Origin of the sequence: Streptomyces sp. V4I2, assembly GCF_030817655.1 — a bacterium.
GTDB classification, from domain to species: Bacteria; Actinomycetota; Actinomycetes; order Streptomycetales; family Streptomycetaceae; genus Streptomyces; species Streptomyces plumbiresistens.
In genome coordinates this window covers 1,786,377-1,806,507 of sequence record NZ_JAUSZM010000003.1, presented here as the reverse complement: position 1 = coordinate 1,806,507, position 20,131 = coordinate 1,786,377, and the positions used below count along the sequence as shown (strand labels likewise).

23 protein-coding genes are annotated in these 20,131 nt (G+C 69.9%); 6 read left to right on the top strand and 17 right to left on the bottom strand.

The window, feature by feature from the left end; genetic code table 11:
• Positions 1–4: 4 nt before the first annotated feature.
• The 6 genes from QFZ76_RS09195 to QFZ76_RS09170 all read right to left on the bottom strand — a co-directional run bounded on the left by QFZ76_RS09195 (position 5) and on the right by QFZ76_RS09170 (position 4,838).
• Positions 5–523: a DoxX family protein gene (locus QFZ76_RS09195; RefSeq protein WP_307673261.1), complete on the bottom strand. Its 519-nt coding sequence runs from the start codon at positions 521–523 to the stop codon at positions 5–7.
• Complete coding sequence (locus tag QFZ76_RS09190; protein ID WP_307673260.1) at positions 520–1,401, bottom strand: dioxygenase; 882 nt, start codon at positions 1,399–1,401, stop codon at positions 520–522. Before QFZ76_RS09190 ends, QFZ76_RS09195 begins: the two co-directional genes overlap by 4 nt.
• A 217-nt stretch (positions 1,402–1,618) precedes the next feature.
• A complete protein-coding gene (locus QFZ76_RS09185; protein WP_307673259.1) occupies positions 1,619–2,206 on the bottom strand; it encodes a nuclear transport factor 2 family protein in 588 nt (195 codons plus the stop codon).
• Positions 2,207–2,360: 154 nt separating this feature from the next.
• Positions 2,361–2,963, bottom strand: a complete 603-nt coding sequence (locus QFZ76_RS09180) for a nuclear transport factor 2 family protein (protein WP_307673258.1) — start codon at positions 2,961–2,963, stop codon at positions 2,361–2,363.
• 93 nt (positions 2,964–3,056) lie between these two features.
• Positions 3,057–3,530 (bottom strand): YceI family protein, encoded by a 474-nt coding sequence (locus tag QFZ76_RS09175; RefSeq protein ID WP_373464509.1) that lies wholly within the window; start codon positions 3,528–3,530, stop codon positions 3,057–3,059.
• Between the two features lie 342 nt (positions 3,531–3,872).
• A complete protein-coding gene (locus QFZ76_RS09170) occupies positions 3,873–4,838 on the bottom strand; it encodes an SDR family NAD(P)-dependent oxidoreductase (protein ID WP_307673256.1) in 966 nt (321 codons plus the stop codon).
• Positions 4,839–4,942: 104 nt separating this feature from the next.
• Between QFZ76_RS09170 and QFZ76_RS09165 the strand changes: the two genes are divergently transcribed.
• A complete protein-coding gene (locus tag QFZ76_RS09165; protein ID WP_307673255.1) occupies positions 4,943–5,518 on the top strand; it encodes a TetR/AcrR family transcriptional regulator in 576 nt (191 codons plus the stop codon).
• 33 nt (positions 5,519–5,551) lie between these two features.
• Here the strand turns inward: QFZ76_RS09165 and QFZ76_RS09160 are convergent, their stop codons facing one another.
• From QFZ76_RS09160 to QFZ76_RS09120, 9 genes are all read right to left on the bottom strand, one after another.
• Positions 5,552–6,391 (bottom strand): class III extradiol dioxygenase subunit beta, encoded by an 840-nt coding sequence (locus tag QFZ76_RS09160; RefSeq protein WP_307679966.1) that lies wholly within the window; start codon positions 6,389–6,391, stop codon positions 5,552–5,554.
• Between the two features lies 1 nt (position 6,392).
• Complete coding sequence (gene ligA / locus QFZ76_RS09155) at positions 6,393–6,749, bottom strand: protocatechuate 4,5-dioxygenase subunit alpha (protein ID WP_307673254.1); 357 nt, start codon at positions 6,747–6,749, stop codon at positions 6,393–6,395.
• Positions 6,750–6,781: 32 nt separating this feature from the next.
• Positions 6,782–7,531, bottom strand: a complete 750-nt coding sequence (locus QFZ76_RS09150; RefSeq protein WP_307673253.1) for an SDR family NAD(P)-dependent oxidoreductase — start codon at positions 7,529–7,531, stop codon at positions 6,782–6,784.
• Complete coding sequence (locus QFZ76_RS09145) at positions 7,528–7,809, bottom strand: muconolactone Delta-isomerase family protein (protein WP_307673252.1); 282 nt, start codon at positions 7,807–7,809, stop codon at positions 7,528–7,530. Before QFZ76_RS09145 ends, QFZ76_RS09150 begins: the two co-directional genes overlap by 4 nt.
• 20 nt (positions 7,810–7,829) lie before the next feature.
• Complete coding sequence (locus QFZ76_RS09140) at positions 7,830–8,546, bottom strand: alpha/beta hydrolase (RefSeq protein ID WP_307673251.1); 717 nt, start codon at positions 8,544–8,546, stop codon at positions 7,830–7,832.
• Positions 8,543–9,589, bottom strand: a complete 1,047-nt coding sequence (locus QFZ76_RS09135) for an aromatic ring-hydroxylating dioxygenase subunit alpha (RefSeq protein ID WP_307673250.1) — start codon at positions 9,587–9,589, stop codon at positions 8,543–8,545. Before QFZ76_RS09135 ends, QFZ76_RS09140 begins: the two co-directional genes overlap by 4 nt.
• Positions 9,590–9,648: 59 nt before the next feature.
• Positions 9,649–10,683, bottom strand: coding sequence for a PDR/VanB family oxidoreductase (locus QFZ76_RS09130; RefSeq protein ID WP_307673249.1), 1,035 nt, complete (start codon positions 10,681–10,683; stop codon positions 9,649–9,651).
• Between the two features lie 144 nt (positions 10,684–10,827).
• Positions 10,828–11,166, bottom strand: coding sequence for a hypothetical protein (locus QFZ76_RS09125; RefSeq protein WP_307673248.1), 339 nt, complete (start codon positions 11,164–11,166; stop codon positions 10,828–10,830).
• The gene (locus QFZ76_RS09120; protein ID WP_307673247.1) at positions 11,163–11,912 is read right to left on the bottom strand and encodes a PIG-L deacetylase family protein; all 750 of its coding nucleotides are present in this window, start codon (positions 11,910–11,912) and stop codon (positions 11,163–11,165) included. The genes QFZ76_RS09125 and QFZ76_RS09120 overlap by 4 nt, the downstream gene beginning before the upstream one ends.
• Before the next feature lie 110 nt (positions 11,913–12,022).
• Between QFZ76_RS09120 and QFZ76_RS09115 the strand changes: the two genes are divergently transcribed.
• Positions 12,023–12,151 carry a hypothetical protein gene (locus QFZ76_RS09115; protein WP_307673246.1) on the top strand — a complete coding sequence of 43 codons (129 nt, stop codon included), beginning with the start codon at positions 12,023–12,025 and terminating at the stop codon, positions 12,149–12,151.
• A 14-nt stretch (positions 12,152–12,165) separates the two neighbouring features.
• Here QFZ76_RS09115 and QFZ76_RS09110 read toward each other — a convergent pair whose 3' ends face one another.
• The gene (locus QFZ76_RS09110) at positions 12,166–13,806 is read right to left on the bottom strand and encodes an AMP-binding protein (RefSeq protein WP_307673245.1); all 1,641 of its coding nucleotides are present in this window, start codon (positions 13,804–13,806) and stop codon (positions 12,166–12,168) included.
• Between the two features lie 370 nt (positions 13,807–14,176).
• On the opposite strand from QFZ76_RS09110, the gene QFZ76_RS09105 reads away from it, so the two are divergent.
• The 3 genes from QFZ76_RS09105 to QFZ76_RS09095 all read left to right on the top strand — a co-directional run bounded on the left by QFZ76_RS09105 (position 14,177) and on the right by QFZ76_RS09095 (position 17,519).
• Positions 14,177–15,829: a GAF domain-containing sensor histidine kinase gene (locus QFZ76_RS09105; RefSeq protein WP_307673244.1), complete on the top strand. Its 1,653-nt coding sequence runs from the start codon at positions 14,177–14,179 to the stop codon at positions 15,827–15,829.
• Positions 15,778–16,464, top strand: coding sequence for a response regulator transcription factor (locus QFZ76_RS09100; protein ID WP_307679965.1), 687 nt, complete (start codon positions 15,778–15,780; stop codon positions 16,462–16,464). Before QFZ76_RS09105 ends, QFZ76_RS09100 begins: the two co-directional genes overlap by 52 nt.
• Before the next feature lie 143 nt (positions 16,465–16,607).
• Positions 16,608–17,519, top strand: coding sequence for an SDR family NAD(P)-dependent oxidoreductase (locus tag QFZ76_RS09095; protein WP_307673243.1), 912 nt, complete (start codon positions 16,608–16,610; stop codon positions 17,517–17,519).
• 54 nt (positions 17,520–17,573) lie between these two features.
• Here QFZ76_RS09095 and QFZ76_RS09090 read toward each other — a convergent pair whose 3' ends face one another.
• Positions 17,574–18,365: an IclR family transcriptional regulator C-terminal domain-containing protein gene (locus tag QFZ76_RS09090; protein ID WP_307673242.1), complete on the bottom strand. Its 792-nt coding sequence runs from the start codon at positions 18,363–18,365 to the stop codon at positions 17,574–17,576.
• A gap of 219 nt (positions 18,366–18,584) precedes the next feature.
• Between QFZ76_RS09090 and QFZ76_RS09085 the strand changes: the two genes are divergently transcribed.
• Positions 18,585–20,066 carry an aldehyde dehydrogenase family protein gene (locus QFZ76_RS09085; protein ID WP_307673241.1) on the top strand — a complete coding sequence of 494 codons (1,482 nt, stop codon included), beginning with the start codon at positions 18,585–18,587 and terminating at the stop codon, positions 20,064–20,066.
• Positions 20,067–20,131: the final 65 nt, after the last annotated feature.

Sequence of the window (20,131 nt, the reverse complement as noted above, 5' to 3'; positions counted from 1 at the left end):
GGGGTCACCTCGTTGTGGAGTCTGTGGTCCGGGCCCGCAGAACACGGGAGCGGGCGGTCAGGGGTACGGCCGCTGTGGCCAGGCCGAGGGCCAGGGCCGCGCATCCCCATGCGTAGCCGTCGAGTTCCGTCAGCCCGAGGGCGTGGTCGAGTGACCAGGCGCCGGGGCCGGTGAAGGCGAGGACCGCGGCCACCGCGCCGTAGGAGAAGGGCACTTCGCAGCCGCCCTTCTGGGCCCAGAAGCCGTTCGGCGCGGTCGCCGCCGCCGCGACCGCCATGGTGCCGACGATCACCGCGCAGCCGCCGGGAGTCAGCAGCCCGGCCGCGACGGAGACCGCTCCGGCGAGTTCGGCCGCCCCGGCGACGAGCACCATCCGCCGGCCGGGCACGAAGCCCCACCGGTCGAAGACGGCGGCGGTCCCGGTCCGCCCGGCACCGCCGAACCAGCCGAACAGTTTCTGGGTGCCGTGGCCGAACAGCAGCGCGGCGAGCAGCAGTCGCAGCAGGAGCAGCCCGAGATTCACGGCTGCGGCTCGTCCGTCGTCCGGGGCTGCAGCACGAAATCGAACTCGGCGCGCAGGTACGGCTCGTCGATGGTGGCGCCGTCAGGGGAGGAGCCTGCCGGTTCCTCGGTGAAGCGCACGATCAGCTCGTCCTTCGTGCCGAACACGACATCGGTGTCGAGGAATTCGGAACCCTCCCGGAACAGATGGGTGATGAGCTTCTCGTGGCCGGGGTGGTCGATCAGGAAGTGGATGTGCGCGGGACGGAAGTGGCTGATGTCGGTCCTGCCGATCAGGTCACCGACCGGACCGTCCATCGGAATCGCGTAGCCGCGTGGCGCGATGGTGCGCACGCAGTACGTGCCGTCCGCCCGCGTCCGGTACAGCGCGCGCAGCCGGGCCTCGTCGATCTCTTGCAGCTGCGCCTCGTAGGCGCCGTCGGCGTCGGCCTGCCACACGTCCAGGACGACGTCGGGCAGAGGCGTGCCGTCGAGGTCGAGGACTCGGCCGGTGATGAACAGCGGCGTTCCCGGGATGCCGTCCGACATGTCGGCTCCGAAACCGGCCGTCGGAGAGCCGTCGATGTGGAACGGACCGAGCACCGTCGCCGGAGTGGCGTCCGCCGAGAAGTGGTGGTTGAGCTGGACGACGAGCGTGCTGAGCCCTAGGACGTCGGAGGCGAGGATGAACTCCTGACGCTTGTCGTCACTGATCCGGCCCGTCGCCGTGAGCCATTCGACGGCAGTCGCCCACTCCTCTTCCGTCAGCCCGACCTCGCGGGCGTACGCGTGGAGGTGCCGCACCAACGCTGTCATCAGCTCGGCGAGCCGGGGCGAGTGCGCTGTGGCCCACCGCTTCACCGCCAGGTCGCTGAGGTTGTCCTCCGTCACGAAGGCCATGGAATCCTCCTCGATTCGTTCCGGCCTCGACCGCTGTACGGACAAGGGTCCGTACAGCGGTCACACTGGCGCATGGTTGACTCGTAAATCAAGCCCTTGGGTGGCTGGGGCGGAAGCCAGGCTTGGGGTTGGGTCGATCGGACTGCTGTCCGCACCCGGGAAATGCGTGGCCCGTCACCACCGACCGGGGCCGAGGCGCCGCGAGGAACCGGAGAGGTCAGAACATCGTGTTGTCGTTGGCGGAGGTGGCCGGGACGTCCTGTACGGCGTCCCAGTGCTCGATGATCTTGAGCTCGCCGTTCTTCTGCTTCGCGACCCGGAAGATGTCCACGACCGACTGACCGCGGTCCTCGGGGCTGAGGCGGTAGTGGGCGTGGATGGCGACGTAGTCCTTGTCGGCGATGACGCGCTTGCGTTCCACGATCAGGTTCGGGAACTGGCGGAAGAAGTTGGTGAACTGCTCGCGCAGGCCCGCGGAGCCGTTGGGGATGGTCGGGTTGTGCTGGTAGTACTCCGGCGCGAGGTACCTGACGGCGTCGGGGTTCTTGTCGATGAGGAGGGTGTCGAAGTAACTGGTGGCGATCTTCTCGCTGAGAGACGTGCTCCAGCGCGGGCCGCTGGGCTGGTTCGTGTGCGGGTTGCTGACCGTGCCGAACATGTCGTTGCCGTTGACGGTGGTCGCCGGCACGTCCTGGACCGTGTCCCAGTGCTCGGCGATCATGCCGCTCTTGGGGTCGAAGCGGAAGATGTCGACCACGGCCGTGCCACGGGTGCCGGGCTCGTAGACGGGGTTGGAACTGCTCACCAAGGAGTGCACACAAGGCCGAATTAGCTCGATCGTGTGATCGTCCGCTTGCGGGCTTGCGGTGCCCTGGGCTGATCGGGCTAACGTGATCGTGCGATCTGGGACACCGGGTACGGCGTCAGCGTGCGGGGCCCCTGCTCCACCAGAGGATGGTTCAGGGCCTCCCCGTCGCCCCTGGCCGTACCCAATTGGCCAGGTCGTGAGGGAACTGGCCTCCCGGGCCCGGACCACGCACAGGATGCGTGTCGCCGCCCCGGGGTCGAGTACGCCGGGGACCAGCTCGCCCAAGACCGTTCGGGGCGCGCGGCTGAACGGACTCATTCCCGCTCAGTCCACAGGAACGGTTGGAGTGCACCAGGACCAGGTTGCCCTGGGCGAGGACCCGCTTGACGTTGTACTGGTGGTCCGGGAAGCGCGCGGTCCACTCGCGAATGAAGTTCTTGATCGCTTCCCGGCCGTTGGGGGCGGCGGGGTTGTGCTGGATGTAGTCCTCGCTGAGGTACCGGTCGGCGACCTTGAGGTTGCCCTCCTCGAAGAGCTGGGTGAGGACGTGGACGGCGACGCGCTTGTTGCGCTCCTGCGTGGCGGGGCTTGTGTACGGGGCTTCGAGGCCGAGGCCCAGGCCGCTGTGGGACGGCGCGGAGGTGGTGGCGGTGGCCGTGGCGGCAGGTGCGCAGCCGGCCACAGCTCCTACGGTCGCCGCAGCCAGGAGGGTGGCTATGGCCTTACGGGGCAGTCGGCTGGTGCTGTTCGACATGGGGGGTCTCCAATGATGTGCGGACGCCGGTGAACGCGTCGGCGGGTGTCCGGTGGGGGATCGGGAGTCAGGGGCGAGGGTGCCCGTGTGGGCTCAGGCGCGGTCGAAGGCGAGGAGGAACTCGATGTTTCCGTCGTCCTCCACCGCGATCCCGCCGAAGTCGGGTGCCTCGATGCCGTAGTCGGCGAAGGTGACCGGGATGGAGCCGTTGACCCGGAAGCCGTCGGCGGTGCGCTGGGCGTCGAGCTCGAAGGAGACCGAGTTGGTCTCACCGTGGACGGTCAGCTCGCCTGTGGCCTTGGCGCTGACCTGCTCGCCCACCGCCGGAGCGGAGCCGAAGTCGACGGGCTCGGTGAGCTCGAAGGTGGCCTCCGGGTACCGCTCGGTGTTCATGACCCGGCCGCGGAACTGGCCGTCGCGCTGGTCGGAGTCGCTCTTCACCGAGGCGAGGTCGACGGTGAAGGATCCGCTGACCGCCCGGTTGCCTTCGATCTCCAGCTCTCCGGTGACCTTTTCGGTACGGCCCACCGCCGTGACGTTCTGGCCGAAGAGGACACTGTTCGCCAGGGAGTGCGTACGAGGCCGGATTAGCTCGATCGGGTGATCGCCTGCTTGCGGGCTTGCGGTTTCCTGGGCCGTTCGGGTTAGCGTGGTCGTGCGACCTGGGATACCGGGTACGGCGTCAGCGTGCGGGGCCCCTGCTCCACCAGAGGATGGTTCAGGGCCTCCCCGCCGCCTTTGGCCGTACCCACTTGGCCAGGTCGCACAGGGAACTGGCCTCCCGGGCCCGGACCACGCACACGATGCGTGTCGCCGCCCCGGGGTCGAGTACGCCGGGGACCAGCTCGCCCAAGACCGTTCGGGGCGCGCGGCTGAACGGACTCACTCCCGCTCAGTCCACAGGAACGGTCAGTCCAGGAGTTGCTCGGAGACCTGCCAGAGTCGCTCGGCAGCCTCCGGATCCAGGGCGTGCGGCGCGACCCCGGTGTTGGTGCCAGGCTGGTGCAGTGGGGCCTCGTCGCAGTCCTCGAAGTACCGGCCGCTGATGCCGTCGAGCAAGGGTGAGGTGGCCAGCAGGACGGAGGTCGCGGCGCCCTGTTCGACCGATTTGAAGGACATCTCGGGCAGGGGCGTTCCTTCGCCGAGGAGGGCTCGCAGGTGGGTCATGAACAGGCCCATCGAGGCGTCGTCCATGTAGCGCCCCAGGTTGGTCTGGATCCCTCCGGGCATCAGTGCGTTGGCCGTGATCCCGTCTGCGGCCCATCGCCGGCCGGCCTCGACCGCGAACAGCACGTTTGCGGTCTTGGACTGGCCGTATGCCAGCCACGGGTCGTAGGGCCGCTCGGTGAAGTGGAGGTCGTCGAAGACGACGGGTGAGAACAGGTGCCCGCTGGAACTCACCGACACCACCCGGGCACCGCCGGCCGCCGCGAGTGCCTCGTGCAGCCCGGTGGTCAGGGCGAAGTGCCCCAGGTGGTTGGTGGCGAACTGCAACTCCCAGCCCTGGGGTGTGCGGCTCTCCGGGGCCGCCATGACCCCGGCGTTGTTGACGAGGATGTGCAGCGGGCCGTGCCAGGCGGCGGTGAACGCGCGGACGGACGCCGGATCGGTCAGGTCCAGGGCGGCGACCCGTATGCCTTCGGAGCCGGTGGTGGCCCGGATGTCCTTCGCGGTGCGATCGCCGGCGGCGGTGTTCCGCACGGCCAGCGTGACCTCCGCGCCGGCGCCGGCCAGCGCTCGGGCGGTCTCCACGCCGATGCCGGACGCCGCCCCGGTGACGACAGCGCGGCGGCCCGTGAGATCGATGCCCGCGATGACGTCGGCAGCCGTGGACCGGCTGGTGAACGGACTGGTGATGCCTGTCCTCGTGGCCATTCTCGCCATGCTCCTTGTTTGCTACTCTCGAAACCGGAGGTGCCTCCGATTACTTCCAGACCCTAAGCGGAGGCTCCTCCGATTGTCCAGAAGGAAGGAAAGCTGTGACCGCCACCACACGCGGACTGCGTGCTGACGCGCGACGCAACCGGGAACGCCTCCTCGAAGTCGCGGCGCGCGCGTTCTCCGAGACCGGCACCGACGCGTCCCTCGAGGCCATCGCCAAGGACGCCGGCGTGGGCATCGGCACGCTCTACCGGCACTTCCCCACCCGCGAGGCACTGCTCGAGGCCGCCTACCGCAACGAACTCGCCCGGGTCTGCGACAGCGTCACGGAACTGCTCGCACAGCTCCCGCCCGACCAGGCCATGCGGAGGTGGATGGACCTGTTCATCGACTACCTGGCCACCAAGCAGGGCATGGCGGACGCACTGAAGGCCGTCATCGCCTCCGGCGACGAGGATCCGTTCGCCGAGAGTCTCGACCGGATCAGCACGGCCATCAGCACACTGCTGCACGCCGGGGCCGAAGCGGGAGTTCTGCGCTCGGACGTGGACCCGCTCGATGTCGGGTTCAGTCTCGGGGGTGTCCTGCTGATCACGAGCGACAAGGGGCTGCGCGACCGCGCGGGCCGCATGCTCGACCTCCTGCTCGACGGGCTCCGCTACCGCTCCGGCTGACGCGTGGCGCCGGCCCAGCTGGCTGACGGCGTATCACCGGCTCAGGTTCTCGAACAGCGCCATCCCGGCCGCCGTGTTGGACGCCGGTACGTGGTAGGCGTCGTACACACGGCGGATCCGGGGTCCCAGCGCGCCGCGCATGATCAGCCACATGATCAGCTCGATGCCCTCGGAGCCGGCCTCGCGGATGTACTCCTCGCGCGTCAGCGCGGCCAGTTTCTCGGGGTCGTGCTCGATCGCGTCGAGGAACATCCGGTCGAAGTCCTGGTTGATCAGTCCCGCGCGGGCGCCGGCGAGCTGGTGGGACATGCCGCCGGTGCCGAAGACGGCGACCTTGAGGTCCTCGGGGAAGGAGCGGATGGCCTCGCCGAGCGCGCGGCCGAGGGCCAGGCACCGCGCGGCGGTCGGCTGCGGGTACTGGATGACGTTGACCAGGAGGGGAACCACCGCGCAGGGCCAGCGTTCGCCGGGGTCGGGGCAGTACACCGACAAGGGAACGGTCAGGCCGTGGTCGACGTCGAGTTCCTGGTAGACGGTGAGGTCGAAGGAGGCGTCGATCAGGCTCTTGACGAGGTGGTCGGAGAACTCGGGGGCGCCCGTGACCGTGGGCACCGGACGGCTGCCCCATCCCTCGTCGGCCACCCGGTACGACTCGGCCGTCCCGAGCGCGAAGGTGGGGGTGACGCTCATGTCGACGGCGTTGGCGTGGTCGTTGTAGATGACCACCGCGACGTCGGGGGTGTGCCGGGCCATCCACTCCCGCGCCGGCGTGTATCCGTCGAACAGCTTTTTCCAGTACGGGTCTTGCGTCCTCCCGTGGTCCATGGCCGCACCGATCGACGGTACGTGCGAGGTGGCCAGACCCCATGTCACCTCAGCCAAAGTTCCGCCCTCCCGCTTTCAGCGCCTGCGTGAACTCCTCGGTGGTCATGCCGGTGAAGACCCCGCCGAGGTACTGCATGGACTTCTGGTCGACCATGGCGAGCTTGAAGACGTAGAAGATGGAGCCGCCCAGCTCCATCATCCGGTTCCAGTCCCGCCGCAGAACGGCGTCCCGCTGCTGGGCCGTGAGCCCGTACGTCTCGCAGTACGCGGCTTCGTCGGCTGTGAACCTCTCCCGGTTCTCGGCGTCCTTGAGGGACCCGCAGAGCCGGTTCAAGGCTCGGCCGCGGCGGTTCTCCGCGGCGTCGAAGACATAGGTGCCGGGGACCCGGGGTGTGGTGCTGGACATGCTGTTCTTCTCCTCTCCGGTGTGGGTGCCGGTCAGTGCAGGAGTCCGCCGCCGTCGCAGACGAGCGTCTGGCCGGTGACCATGGACGCGTCCGGTGAGGCGAGATAGGAGACCAGCCCCGCGAACTGCTCCGGGGTGACGAACTCCTTGATCGCCTGCCGGCTCATGGTCGCGGCGAACACCTCGTCGCCGGAGTGCGCCCGGGTGCCCGGGGTGGCCACCTGCGCGGGCGCCACCGCGTTGACCGTGATCCGGTGCTCGCCCAGTTCGCGTGCCATCACCCGGGTCATCCCGATGAGCGCGCCCTTGCTCGCGACGTAGGCGATCTGGCCCGGGGACCCCGTGAAGAAGGTGCGGGACACGACATTGACCACCCGCCCGCGGTGCGGGCTGCCGCGCAGCCAGGGCAGGCACGCCTGCACCATGAGCAGCGGGCCGACGGCGTTGACGGCGAAGAAGCGGTGCATCTCCTCCGGGGTCGTCTCCAGCAGCGGCGCCCGGTCGGAGAGCAGGCCGGCGTTGTTGACGAGTACATCGATCCGGCCCCCGCCGTACGCCTCGGCGATCTCGGATACGGCCTGGCGGGTCGCGGCCGGGTCCCCGACGTCGCAACGCCAGGCCCGGCCGCCCGGGATCGAGCTGGTGTCGTCGGGTTCGTCGACGTCGAGGGCGGCGACCGTGAAACCGTCCCCGGCCAGTCTGCGGGCGATGGCGAGCCCCAGGCCGCCGGCGGCGCCCGTGACCACGGCGACCCGGGGGCCGCGGTTCGCCGGGCCGGTCATGGTGCCTTCTCCTGCGGATGGGTGGCGAGTGCCTCGACGGTGATGTCCATCCACTTCCACATCGGCAAGGAGACCAGCGCGTCATGCAGCTGTGCCGGGTCGGCCGCCTCGTACAGGCCGATGGTCGCGTTCCGGCCAGGCACCCGCCACAGCCGCTTGAGGATGCTGGCCTCCCTGAGCTGCATGGCCCGTTCGCGCTCGCCCTTGCGCAGCTCCTCGCGTACGTCGTCGGGGGTGTCCGGGGGCAAGGTGTTCTCGGTGCGGACGAGGAATTCCACGGGGATATCCCTTCACGGGGTCAGGCTGCCGCGATCTCCAGCAGCAGTTCGGCGAGTCGGCCGGGGGCGGTGACCATCGCTTCGTGTCCGGTGGCGATCTCGTGGACCGGCCAGCCGCGGGAAGCGGCGCGCTCGGCGTGCGGGGTGAACACCCGCATCCAGTCGGTGCACTCGACGAAGGCGCCGGGGACCTGGTCGGCCTTTCCGGTCAGCCGCAGTGGCTCGGTGTAGGTCAGCCACGGGTGCGGGGTCAGTCGCGGGCCGAGCCAGTCGAGGTCCGCCTGGTCCTCGACGCCGAGCACGCTCAGCGAGCGCACCGGGATGAGCCAGCCGAACCCGGGCCCGGCCACGGACTCCCGGTAGTGCCCGGCGATGGTGTCGGGCAGCAGATCGATCGCTGCGTCACCGTCGTCGCCGACGAAGGCGTCGAGGTGGACCCGCTTCGCAAGCCGGTCCGGGATCCGGTCCGCGACGCCGGTGACGACCTGGCCCGCGTAACTGTGGCCGACGAGCACGACGCCCCGGGCGTCATGGGCCTCGATCAGCGCCACCACGTCCTCGACGTGCGTGCCGAGTCCGATCTGCGGGCTCAGCAGATGGGCGCGGTCACTCACCCCGGTCAACGTGGGGGTGTGCACCTCGTGTCCGGCCGCGCGCAGCAGCGGGGCGACACGCTGCCACACCCAGCCGCCGTGCCAGGCTCCGTGGAGCAGCACGAAGACGTGGCGGCCGCTCATGCGGACGCCCGGGGCCGCGTGCCGCCGGCCTGCTGTTCGCGGGTGAGCATCTTCGCCACCGCCCGGCGTCCGCGGAGTGCGGCGAGGTCGGACTTGATGCTGGACTCGGCGGTGCCGCCCGGGTCGGTGGCGTACATGATCTCCTGCGCCTCCAGGGCGTCGACGTCCTCCTGCATCACGGCCAGTTGCTGCTCGTGCTGGAACTTCGTGAGCTCCTCGTCGTCGATGAGGTAGTCGCGGCCGAGCGCGTAGAAATCGTGCGTCTCGTTGCCGCGTCCCGGCGTCATCCCGTACAGCACCTTCATGTGGAAGCCGTCCGGCTCCTCGGTGCCGGTGGCCGCGACACGGATGTTGAGGACGAAGATGCCCGGCGGGTAGAAGTCGCCGTCCTGCCAGCGGTCCACCGGAGAGGTCAGTCCGCAGGACTTCTCGTAGAACGGCGGCGCCTCGATGCCGATCATGCGGCGGCTGAAGCCGACCCGGTCGCCGTCCACCGTCACGTCGATCGGGGTCGCGGCGACGGCGGCGTTGCCGATGCTGCTCGGGTGCAGGAACGTCTCGTGGGTGAGGTCGAGCAGGTTCTCCAGGAGCAGCAGGTGCCGGGCCTTCAGCGGGACGACGCCGTGCACATGGGTCCAGTTCGGGTCGGTCAGCCACGAGGTGTCGGGCAGAAGGCCCTCGTCGGCCAGTTCGGGGTCTCCGGGCCAGATCCATATGGCGCCGTCCCGCTCGACCAGAGGGAAGCGGCGCAGTGCCGCCTTGGGCTTGTCGGCCTGCTCGGCGACCCCGACGCACACGCCCTGGCCGTCGAAGCGGTAGCCGTGGTAGTCGCACTGGAGGGTTCCGTCGTCGTCGAGGTGGCCCAGCGACAGCGGGTACTTGCGGTGGGGGCAGCGGTCCTCGACGGCCGTGACGGTCTGGTCGGGCAGCCGGTAGAAGCAGACCGGGATGTCGGTGATCCAGCGCTGCTTGAGGGTTCGGCCGATCTCGTCGGACCAGGCTCCCAGGTACCAGCCGTTGCGGACGTGCTGTGTCAGTGTCATGTCAGTCCTTCCTTTGACGTCGGTCCAACGGGCAGTCCGCCTGTCGAATTGACGAAGTATCAGAGATCCAGAACGAGGCGTCGGCCCCGCGCGCGGGAGACGCAGATCAGCATCGTGTCGTTCGCTGCCCGCTCGTCGTCGGTGAGCAGTGAGTCGCGGTGGTCGACCTCGCCCTCCAGGACGGGGGTCTCGCACGAGCCGCAGATGCCTTCCTCGCAGGACGACAGGACAGGGACGCCCGCCTGCTCCACGGCCTTGAGGACCGACAGCCCGGGCGGCACGGTCAGCGTCGTCCCGGACGCCCGCAGTTCCACCTCGATCGGCTGCTCGGCCTCATCGTCCGCCGGCTGTCGCACCGCCGCCGCGAACCGCTCGACGTTCAGCGCTCCGACCGGCCAGCCGGCACAGTGTGTCTCGACCGCGTCGATGAGCCCTGCGGGGCCGCAGCAGTACACCAGGGCGGACGGGTCGGGATCGCCGAGGAAACCGGCGAGGTCGAGCAGACCGTACTGGTCCTGCGGACGTACGGTCACGCGCTCGCCGTAGCCCTCCAGTTCGGGCAGGAACGCCATGGACGCGCGCGTGCGGCCCCCGTAGAGCAGGGACCACTCGGCCCCCGCCGCCTCGGCCTCGTCGATCATCGGGAGCAGGGGGGTGATGCCGATGCCGCCGCCGACGAACAGGTACCGGGCCGCCGGCCGCAACGGGAAGTTGTTGCGCGGGCCGCGCACCCGGAGTTCGCCGCCCTCCACGAGGTGGTCGTGGATCCACTGCGATCCGCCGCGTCCGTAGGGCTCTCGGAGCACCGCCACGCGCCAGCGGGCCGTGTCCGTCACCGGGCCGCAGAGCGAGTACTGCCGGGTGACGCCCGTGGGCAGGACGAAGTCGATGTGTGCTCCCGGCTGCCAGGGCGGCAGCGGTTCGCCGGAGCTCGCCGCGAGCTCCAGCGACACGACACCGTCCGCCACCGTCCGGCGGGCCAATACGGTGGCGGTGCCTTCGAACTCGGTGCCGCGCCGGGCCGCGGACGGTGCTCCTGCCTCGGCGGAACCGAGGGTGTGCGTGTCCGGGGCGGCGGTTGGGGGGCTCGTCACGTTCGTCATCTCCTCGGTACGGTCGGCAGGGATCGCTCCGGCCGCGGTCGGCGGCGCCATGATCGACGCTAGCCACCGGACAACGCCCAGGTCATCGCTCGAATGACCGGATCGGGGCGGCGCATGGTCGTGGCCCCGACTACGTCATCCGTCGCGCGGGCCGGGTGTCCCGGCACGCCCGTCGAGCTGCGGAGCCTGGTCGAGATGGATCCGCACCTGGCGGTCGTCCTCGTTCCAGAGGGCTTCCACGACGGCGTGCAGCCGTCGGACGTCGGTGCGCCACATCGGTACGCCGTAGCGGTCGTCGCGTGTCAGCGCGTCCTCGGCGACAGCATCGGCCAACAGGCTCCGGCGGTCGTACGTCGGGACTGTTCCGTTCGCTCCGTCGGGTTCGTCCGCGAACTGCACGTAAAGGGACGTGTCCCGGAAGGGAACCCAGATGTGCGTAGCCCCACGGACACCCGTCCCGCCCTGTGCCGTCACGCCAGAACACCCGTCGTCTGCGGGTAGAGCCGCACGTACGCCTCTCCCATGGTTCCGTGCGAGAAGCCGAGGTTGGGGCCGGCGTTGCGCTTCAGCTGGACGCCGCGCCGCTTGGCGAGGTCGGTGTAGTAGTCCCACATGTGCTGCTGGGCGGCCAGGCACTCCATGGCCTTGCGCTTCTTGTCGAAGACCGGGGTGATGTCCAGCAGGACGTTCGGCTTGAAGTCGCACTGCTCCGGCTGGTGCGGCTCGAAGAAGAACACCGGGGGAGCGCCGAGCGGTTCGCCGGGCGCGTCGTAGCCGACGGCCTGAGCCAGCACGCGTGCCTGGAGCGCCATGCGGGCGGCGGCCGGATGGTCGCCGTTGTAGGGGTCGGCGAGGGTGTGGGTGAGGACGACCGCGGGGGCCACCTCCCGGTACACGCGCACGATGCGGTCCACCAACTCCGGTGTCTCCAGCAGGGGGTAGTCCCCGGCGTCCAGGAACTCGATCTCCGCGCCCAGGGCGGCCGCGGCGTTCGTGGCTTCGGTGCGGCGCAGCGCCTTGATCTCGTCCAGGGCGAGACCGTCCCGCCAGGCACGGGCCGACTCGCCGCGCTCACCAAAGCTCAGGCACAACACTTTTGCGCGCTGACCGCGTTCGGCGGCGAGGGCTATGGCGCCACCGGCCCGCCAGACGAAGTCGCCCGCGTGCGCGCTGATCACCAGCAGCGCCCCTTCGGACGGAGTGGAGGTGTGGGAGGTCATCAGGACTCCGTAAGTTGTCGGGCCGCCCGGGAGGGCCGGGTGTGGCTTGTCGGGACTTGTCTTCGGTGGCTTCCAACCGACGGCACGTCGAGCGGAACGAGGAGGGGCGAGTGAGCAAGCGACAGGCCCAGGTCTGGGCAGGCATCGACGCCGGCAAGGGCCACCACCGGGCGGCGGTGGTCGACGAGACCGAAGCGATCCTGTTGTCGAAGGAAGAAGGTCGGCACCGCGCGCGCTGAGGCGGGCGCCACGGTCACATTCCGTCGCCCGAGCCGGCTTCCTGGGCCGCCTTCCTGGCCCAGGCGGTCTCGAGCTTGCCGGTCGGGGTCCGCGGCAGCCTGTCCGTCAGGACGAGGGAACGCGGCACCTTGTATCCGGCGAGACTCTGCCGGACCAGGTCGCACAGTTCGTCACCGGTGACGGTGCTGCCCGGCCGGACCGCCACGACGGCCGCCACACGCTCGCCCCAGGTCTCGTCGGGGACGCCGACGACGGCACAGTCCGTCACCTCGGGATGCGCCAGCAGTACGTTCTCCACCTCCTGCGGGTGCACCTTCTCCCCGCCCGTGTTGATCACGCCCGAACCACGTCCGAGGAACCGGATCGTGCCGTCGGCCTCAAGTCGGGCCAGGTCGCCGGGGATCGCGTACCGGATCCCCTCGATGGTGCGGTACGCCTTCGCGCTCTTCTCGGTGTCCTTGTAGTAGCCGAGCGGCATGGGCCCGCAATAGGCGAGGACGCCCGTCTCGTCGCTGCCCGGTTCGAGAAAGCGGTCATCGGAGCCGATCACCCGCGTCGCCGGAACGGGGCGGAAACGCGAGGGCAGATCCTCTGCCGAGGAGGTGATCGCGAAGGCGAAAGGGCCCCCTTCGCTCGATGCGATGGCTTCGGTGATGGTGACGTCGGCACGTTCGTGCAGTGCCCTCTTGAGCGCATCGCTGAGCGCGGTGCCGGAGCTGATCATCCTGCGCAACGAGCGCAGGTCGTGCGGTGTGCCGGCTTTCTCGGCACGCACGAGTTCGTCGACGAGCGGGCGGCACACGGCGTTGCCCGCGATGACGGCCGTATCGACCCGCTGCTCGGCGATCATGTGCCAGACATGTTCCGGGTCGAGGCCGCCCGCTCGTGCGGTGACCGCCCGGCCTCCTGTCATCAGGGCGCCCATGGTGTTGAACAGCCCGGTGGCGTGCATCAGGGGGACGACGGGCATCGTGGTCGGCGCGCGGCCCTCGTGGCGTGCCTTGACGGCGACGGCCACGGCCTCGTCGAGGCTTGCGGGGAGTTCGGTGACTCCGAGCGGGTGGTAGAACGGGACCACGTGGGCGCGCAGCAGGTCACTCAGCTGCCAGATGACGCCCTTCGGCTTGCCCGTGGTCCCGCCGGTGTACATGAACAGCTGGTCCGTTCCGGGCCGTCGTTGAGGCTCGCGCGGCGCGTGCGCGGTCAGCAGCTCCTCCAGTTCGGGCACCGCGGGCCCGCCCGGACCGTCGGCGGGCGGCTCGCCCACCCCAACCATCAGCTTCAGTGTGCGCACATGCTTCGCGGCATGCGTGACGCGGTCGGCCAGGGCGCCGCTGAAGACGAGCGCGGCGGCGTCGGCGTCGGTCAGTAGTTCGGAAAGTTCCTCGCCGGTGTAGCGGTAGTTGGCGTTCACCGGTACGGCACCGAGCTTGAAGGCGGCGAAGACCGTCTCCAGGTAGGCGGCGCCGTTGTACAGATAGCAGGCCACGGTGTCGCCCTCGCCCACCCCGGCGGTTTCCAGTGCGGCGGCCAGTCGTGACGCGCGCTCGTCGAAGTCGCGGTACGTGGTCTCACGGCCGGGTTCCGTGATGGCGACGGCGTCGGGCAGCGCGCGGCAGACCGCCTCCCAGACCGTGCCGATGGACACGTTCACGTCTCGGACCTCCTCGTCCTCGATGGCTTACGCGGAGCGCGCGGCCGAGCAGGCCGCTCGTAGGGCCCCGCGGATCCTTTGGGGGGAGTAACGATCCGCGGGGCGTTGTCTCAACCTAGGCAGTGCCCTGCTGGCGGGGAACGCGAGCAATGACTGAAGCGGCTCGGCGGTTCGACCTGCCGACGAACAGGTCGAATGACGTAGGACCACCTCGAATACGCCGGGCTACGATGCTGTGGCCGGGCGCAAGGCGCCTTCGTCCCCAAACCGGCCGACGCGTACGACGCAAGGCCCGCGGATTTCGAACGCGTCCCTATCGCACAGCAGGTCCGCGGGGCGGGTTCTTCGTCGATGTTGAGGGAGATCGGTCATGTCCGCGTCGCCGCTCGTGGGGTGGGACGACATCGCCGCCGTCGCGCCGGACGGCCTCGCCGTTCTGGACTGCGTGGGCCGGTTCGTACGGCTGAACCCGGCGGCGGCCGCGCTGCTTCGGGCGGACGCGGAGGGTGACCTCATCGGTGCGCCGTCCCCGTTCACCTCGGTGGAGGGAGCCGCCGAGTGCCGCGCGGGGCTGCTGGAGGTCCGGTCGGACGAGCAGGTGGCCCACTGGGAGCCCGCCCGCGGACCTCGACGTGAGTTCGCCTACCGCGCCCGCAGTCTGCCGGCCGACCCGAAGTTCACGGTGGTGTCGTTCCGCGACGTCACCGACGAATGGCACCGGCAGCGCAGGATCGCGGCGATCGCCCGGACGTCGATCGCACTGGCTTCGGAGGGCTCACTCGGCTCCACACTGGACGCTGTGGCCCAGCAGATCGTCCAGGCGGACGGCCTGGCCGGCGTGCAGATCCTCACCCTCGACAGCACCGGCCGGGGACTGCGGCTGATGGGCTCCGCGGGACTGCGCCACTGGGACGCGTTCCTCGACCGTCTGCTGGAGTGCCGTGACCGGGGCGCCCGGCTGTGCATGCTGGACACCCTGAAGGAACGCAGGCCGATCGTCGTCCCGCACCGGTGGGCCCAGATCCTCGAGGACCCGGCCTGGGAACCGCTGCACGCCTACCTCGGAGAGTTGAACTGGGACTCCTTCGTCAGCGTGCCGTTGATGGCGCGCGGCCGTCCCGAAGGGGTGCTGAACGCCTACTTCGCCCCCGGGCAGGAGATCGGGAGCCGGACCCTGGAGTTCCTCGCCGCCATGGCGGAACAGGCCGCCCTCGCCGTCGACTACGCCACGCTGCTTCAGCGTGAGCGCGAGGGCGCCCGCCGCAACGAGCGTCAGCGCCTCGCCCGCGACCTGCACGACTCGATCGTGCAGCAGGTGTTCTCCATCGGCATGCAGGCCAACGCCGTCGGAGTGCTGGGCGCGCGGGACAAAGCGGTGCCGGCCGAAGCGGTCCGGGCCTTCGCGGACGAGGTCGGGTCCCTCTCGCGAACCGTCCTCGCCGACCTGAGGGCCATGGTGCACGAACTGCGTCCCGCCTCCTCCCTCCGGCTCGGTCTTGAGGACGCGGTGACCACGCTCGTCAAGAGCACCGAGAACCGGACGGGCCTCAGCATCCGGCTGGAGTGCGGACACCAAGTGGACACGGTCGAACCGGAATTGGCCGAGGACATGTACCGGATCGTGGGTGAGGCCATCCACAACGTGGTCAAGCACGCGGAGGCCACCACCGTCACCATCCGCCTCGCCGTACACGACCACACCCTGACCGCCGCCATCCGCGACGACGGCCGCGGGATCACGGAATCCGGCGGGCGACGGGTCGCACAGGAGAACGAGGACGGCGAGGCGGCCACGGCCACCGGTCAGCACGGCTACGGACTGAGGACCATGCGGGAAAGGACAGAGCGATGGGGCGGCACCATGAGGATCAGATCCGGTGCGAGGAGCGGCACGACCGTACGGGTCGTCATACCCCTTCCCGTACGAGTGCCCCAGGCGCCCCCGGGCTCGGAGGGATCAGGGAGCATCCCATCGGCGGTTCCGCTGCGGGAAACGGAGAACCCCGCCCGGTCCGGGTCCTGATCGTCGACGACCACGCCGTCGTACGCCGTGGAATCCGCGCCTATCTCGAAGTCCTGGACGACATGGAAGTTGCCGCGGAGGCCGCCGACGGCCAGGAGGCACTCACCAGGCTCGACGCGATGGCCGCTCACCGGGAACTGCCGGACGTGGTCCTGATTGACCTGCTGATGCCCAGGATGGACGGGGCGACGGCGATCGGAGCGATCAAGCAGCGTCACCCTGGTCTCCCAGTTGTGGTGCTCACCAGCTTCGGCGAGATGGAACGCGTGCATGCGGCGCTCGCGCAGGGGGCCGCCGGCTACCTGCTCAAGGACGCCGACGCAAGTGAGGTGGTCGCCGCGATCCGCGCGGCCGCCCGGGGCGAGGTCTTCCTGGACCCCGCGGTGGCCAGAGGACTCACCCAGGAAATCGTTTCGCCGCCGACCGGGCTCGCCTCGCTCACCGGCCGGGAACGCGACGTCCTCGTCCTAGTCGCCGAGGGCCGGTCGAACCAGCAGATCGCCGACGAGTTGGTGATCAGCGAGCGCACCGCCCGCACCCACGTGAGCAACGTTCTGCGCAAACTCCGGCTCACCTCCCGCACCCAGGCCGCGTTGCTCGCGGTGCGGCAAGGACTGGTGCCCCCGAAGGGCTGACCGCCCTGCCGACCGCGACGGATGTCCCGGACCGGCCGGGACACAGGTCGGCCGCAGGTGCCGTCATCAGCGGGATCCTCACGGGCCCGGGCGTTCCTACGCTCAGGGGAGTCGCCCTATCGCCCCCAGTTCAGGAGGACAGCATGCTCGACGGCAAAGTCGCCATCGTCACAGGTTCGGGCCGAGGCCTGGGACGTGCCTATGCTCGCGCGATGGCCGCGGCGGGTGCCGCCGTCGTCGTGAACGACCTGGACGCCGACGTGGCCACGGAGACGGCCGACCTGATCACGGACGCGGGCGGAACGGCCGTCGCCCATGTCGGTGCGGTCGGAGGTTCCGAGTTCGCCGACGCGCTGGTGCGGCGCGCGGTCGACGAGTTCGGCCGACTGGACGTGATGGTCACCAACGCCGGTGCGTTGCGCGACCGGACCCTGCGCAATACCACCGACGACGACTTCGACCTCGTGGTCAACAGCCATCTGCGCGGTACGTTCACCTGTGGTCGCGCGGCGGCTGCCCGCTTCCGCGAACAGGGCGAGGGCGGTCGGCTCATCCTGGTGGGATCACCGGCGGGGCAGCGCGCCAGCTTCGGCCAGACCGCGTACTCGGCGTCCAAGGGCGCGATCGTCGCGATGACGCGCACCTGGGCGCTCGAGCTCGCGAAGATCGATGTCACCGTCAACGCCATCGTGCCGACCGCGCTGACCCGCATGGTGGCGACCATGCCCCGGGTCGGTGACCTTGTGGCGCAGGTGGACGCGGGGGAGCCCGTTCCCGACGCCATCCGGCGGCAGGGGCTGGGATCGCCGCAGGACGTGGCACCGGTGATCGTGTACCTCGCGTCCAAGGAGTCGGCCCACGTCACCGGACAGGCCATCGCGGCGGGAGGCGACCGGATCGCCCTGTGGACGCACCCCGGTGAGGTCGAGGAGCGGTTCGGGCAGGGCGGCTGGACCGCCGGATCGGTCGCGGAACTCTTCTCAGGCACCTATGCGGACCGCCTCCAGGACTTCAGGCCCACCCCCCTTGATCTGGCAGCCCTTGAGGAGGCGTGACGCGCACGCGGCCCCTCTGACGGCCCTCAGGTCCGTGTCAGGGGCGATGGCTGCTCAGGTCTGCGGGACGGCGGCGACGCGGGCGAAATCCGCGCTGATGTCTCCCGCGGTCTGCAACAGCAGCGGCAGATGTTCCTCGACAAGCCGCTCGACCGACGTCTCGGCCGCGTGGCAGTTGACGTTGAGTGCCGCGATGACCTGGCCGGAGCCGTCACGCAACGGGGCCGCGACCGACCGAATGCCGGGCGCCAGCTGTTGGTCCGTCAGCGCCCACCCACGAGCCCGCACCTCGCGCAGGACCGTGTCGCGTTCGTCGGGGCCGGGCTGCCAGCACGGTGTCAGCCCCGAGCGTGAGGGTTCGGCGAGCACCTTTTCCAGCTCATCGGCCGGCAGTGCCGCCAGCAGTACCTTTCCCAGGGAGGTCTGCAGTGCCGGAAACCGCGTTCCGATCTGCACCGACAGGGTCACCAGCTTCGGGACGGCCACCCGGGCCACATAGATGATGTCCGATCCATCCAGCTGAGCCACGGAGCACGACTCGTCGGTCCGCTCCACCAGCCGCTCCATGTGGGGCCGCGCGATGTCCCACAATCCCATGGAGCGTACGTAGGCGACCCCGAGTTCGAGCACCCGGGGGGTCAGCGCGAACCCTGTCTCGCACGAGCGCACATAGCCGAGTTCCTCCAGAGTCAGCAGAATCCTCCGGGCGGTCGGCCTGGCGAGTCCGGTGGCGCCGGCGACCTGGGCCAGCGACATCCGCGGGTGCCCCGGCCGGAACGCGGCGATGACTTCCAGCCCCCGGGCCAGTGCCTCGATGAAATCCGGTCCTGTTCCGTGGCGTGGCACGTGGCTCCTCGGCTGCGGTCGGAGTGGTCTCTGACCGGTCAGCCTAACGTGTGTCCGCGATGCGGACAGCGGTGCCTGCCAGGCTTCCGCATCCGAGGGGTTGACACGGTCAATTGTCCAAAGCGAACCTGAGCCACCATGTCCGCCATACGGATGATTGTCCGCCAGGCGTCGCACGTCCTTCTTTCCCGCGCTTCTTGATCCTTCCAGGAGAGTCGCATGTCCGAAAGAATGCCTACAGCACCGCAGGAGACCGGGGCGGCGCCCGTCCGGACCGGACTGCTCATCGACGGCAAGACCGTCGAGACCGAGGCGTGGACGGCCGTCCGCAACCCCGCCGCCCCCGACCTGGTCGTCGGCCACGCAGCCGCGGCGACCCCCGAGCAAGCCCGCGCGGCGGTCGCGGCCGCGGATGCAGCGTTCCCCGCCTGGGCCGCGATGCCCGCCCGTCGGCGGGCGGAGATCATCAGTGAGGCGCTCACCCTGCTCGACGGCAGTGAGGCCGAGCGAGCGGCCTTGATGACCCGCGAGAACGGCAAGATCTCCTTCGAGAGCCAGATCGAGATGGGGGTCTTCGTGGCCCGTACCCGGGCGGCGATCGACCTGGTCGACTCCCTGGACCAGGTGCGGCGTCTCGACGGCCCGCCGCTGACCTCGTACATCCACCGCCTCCCCATGGGCGTGGTCACCGTCATCGTGCCTTTCAACTGGCCGATCGCGATCCTCGGAGCGAGCCTGCCGTACGCGCTGCTCGCCGGGAACACGGCCGTGGTCAAGCCCCCGCCCACCGTGCCGCTGGCTATGGTGCGCACGCTGGAGCTGTTCGCCGCAGGCCTCCCGGCCGGGGTGCTGAACGTCGTGACGGGCAGCAACGAAGCCGTCGCCCCGCTGCTCACCGACCCTCGCGTACGGAAGATCGTCTTCACCGGCAGCACGGCCGCCGGCAAGCACATCATGGCCGCCGCCGCACAGAACCTCGCCGCGGTGACGCTCGAACTCGGCGGCAACGACCCCGCGATCGTCCTCGACGACGCCGTACTGGACCAGGAGCACATCGGACGGCTCGTCCAGGGCGCCTTCCTGACGAGCGGCCAGGTCTGCATGGCCGTCAAGCGGGTGTACGTCCACCGCTCCCGCTACGACGAACTCGTCGACGCGCTCTCCTCCGCCCTCGACACCCAGCGTGTGGGGCCCGGAGACGATCCCGCCTCGACCATGGGCCCCCTCAACAGCGCCGCCCAGCGTGACAAGGTGGCGGACATGCTCGCCCAGGCCGCCGGAGCCGGAGCCGAGGTGCGCGAACTGGGCACCCTGGCCCCCGGCGCGGCCGCCTCCAAGGGCCACTATCTGCGCCCCGCCCTCGTCCTCGCCCCGGACACCGGCCTGCGGATCGTCACCGAGGAACAGTTCGGCCCCGCCCTGCCGATCCTGCCCTTCGACGACGTCGACGCCGTACTGCACCAGGTCAACAACGACTGGTCGGGACTGTGCTCCTCGGTCTGGAGCGCCGATGCCGCCCGCGCGGCGGGCCTTGCGGAACGGCTGCGCACCGGCACCACCTGGATCAACCACGCCAACGCCGTGGCATGCGACGACCGAGCCCCCTTCGGTGGCTTCCGGCAGAGCGGCATCGGACGCGAGATGGGCCCCGACGGCCTGCTCTCCTTCACCGAAGCGCACACCATCACCAGGCACGGATAGAAACTGCGAGCACGGCTGGACCCCGCCCGCTTCGAGCGGACGGGGTCCAGCCGTGCTCCGGCCGT

Excerpts from the sequence above, each read along its gene's own strand:
- QFZ76_RS09170 (WP_307673256.1), bottom strand. The coding sequence starts at position 4,838 with ATGGCCACGAGGACAGGCATCACCAGTCCGTTCACCAGCCGGTCCACG.
- QFZ76_RS09135 (WP_307673250.1), bottom strand. The coding sequence starts at position 9,589 with ATGACACTGACACAGCACGTCCGCAACGGCTGGTACCTGGGAGCCTGG.
- QFZ76_RS09085 (WP_307673241.1), top strand. The coding sequence starts at position 18,585 with ATGTCCGAAAGAATGCCTACAGCACCGCAGGAGACCGGGGCGGCGCCC.
- QFZ76_RS09120 (WP_307673247.1), bottom strand. The coding sequence starts at position 11,912 with ATGACCTCCCACACCTCCACTCCGTCCGAAGGGGCGCTGCTGGTGATC.
- QFZ76_RS09150 (WP_307673253.1), bottom strand. The coding sequence starts at position 7,531 with ATGACCGGCCCGGCGAACCGCGGCCCCCGGGTCGCCGTGGTCACGGGC.
- QFZ76_RS09180 (WP_307673258.1), bottom strand. The coding sequence starts at position 2,963 with ATGTCGAACAGCACCAGCCGACTGCCCCGTAAGGCCATAGCCACCCTC.
- QFZ76_RS09105 (WP_307673244.1), top strand. The coding sequence starts at position 14,177 with ATGTCCGCGTCGCCGCTCGTGGGGTGGGACGACATCGCCGCCGTCGCG.
- QFZ76_RS09140 (WP_307673251.1), bottom strand. The coding sequence starts at position 8,546 with ATGAGCGGCCGCCACGTCTTCGTGCTGCTCCACGGAGCCTGGCACGGC.
- QFZ76_RS09190 (WP_307673260.1), bottom strand. The coding sequence starts at position 1,401 with ATGGCCTTCGTGACGGAGGACAACCTCAGCGACCTGGCGGTGAAGCGG.
- ligA (WP_307673254.1), bottom strand. The coding sequence starts at position 6,749 with ATGTCCAGCACCACACCCCGGGTCCCCGGCACCTATGTCTTCGACGCC.
- QFZ76_RS09095 (WP_307673243.1), top strand. The coding sequence starts at position 16,608 with ATGCTCGACGGCAAAGTCGCCATCGTCACAGGTTCGGGCCGAGGCCTG.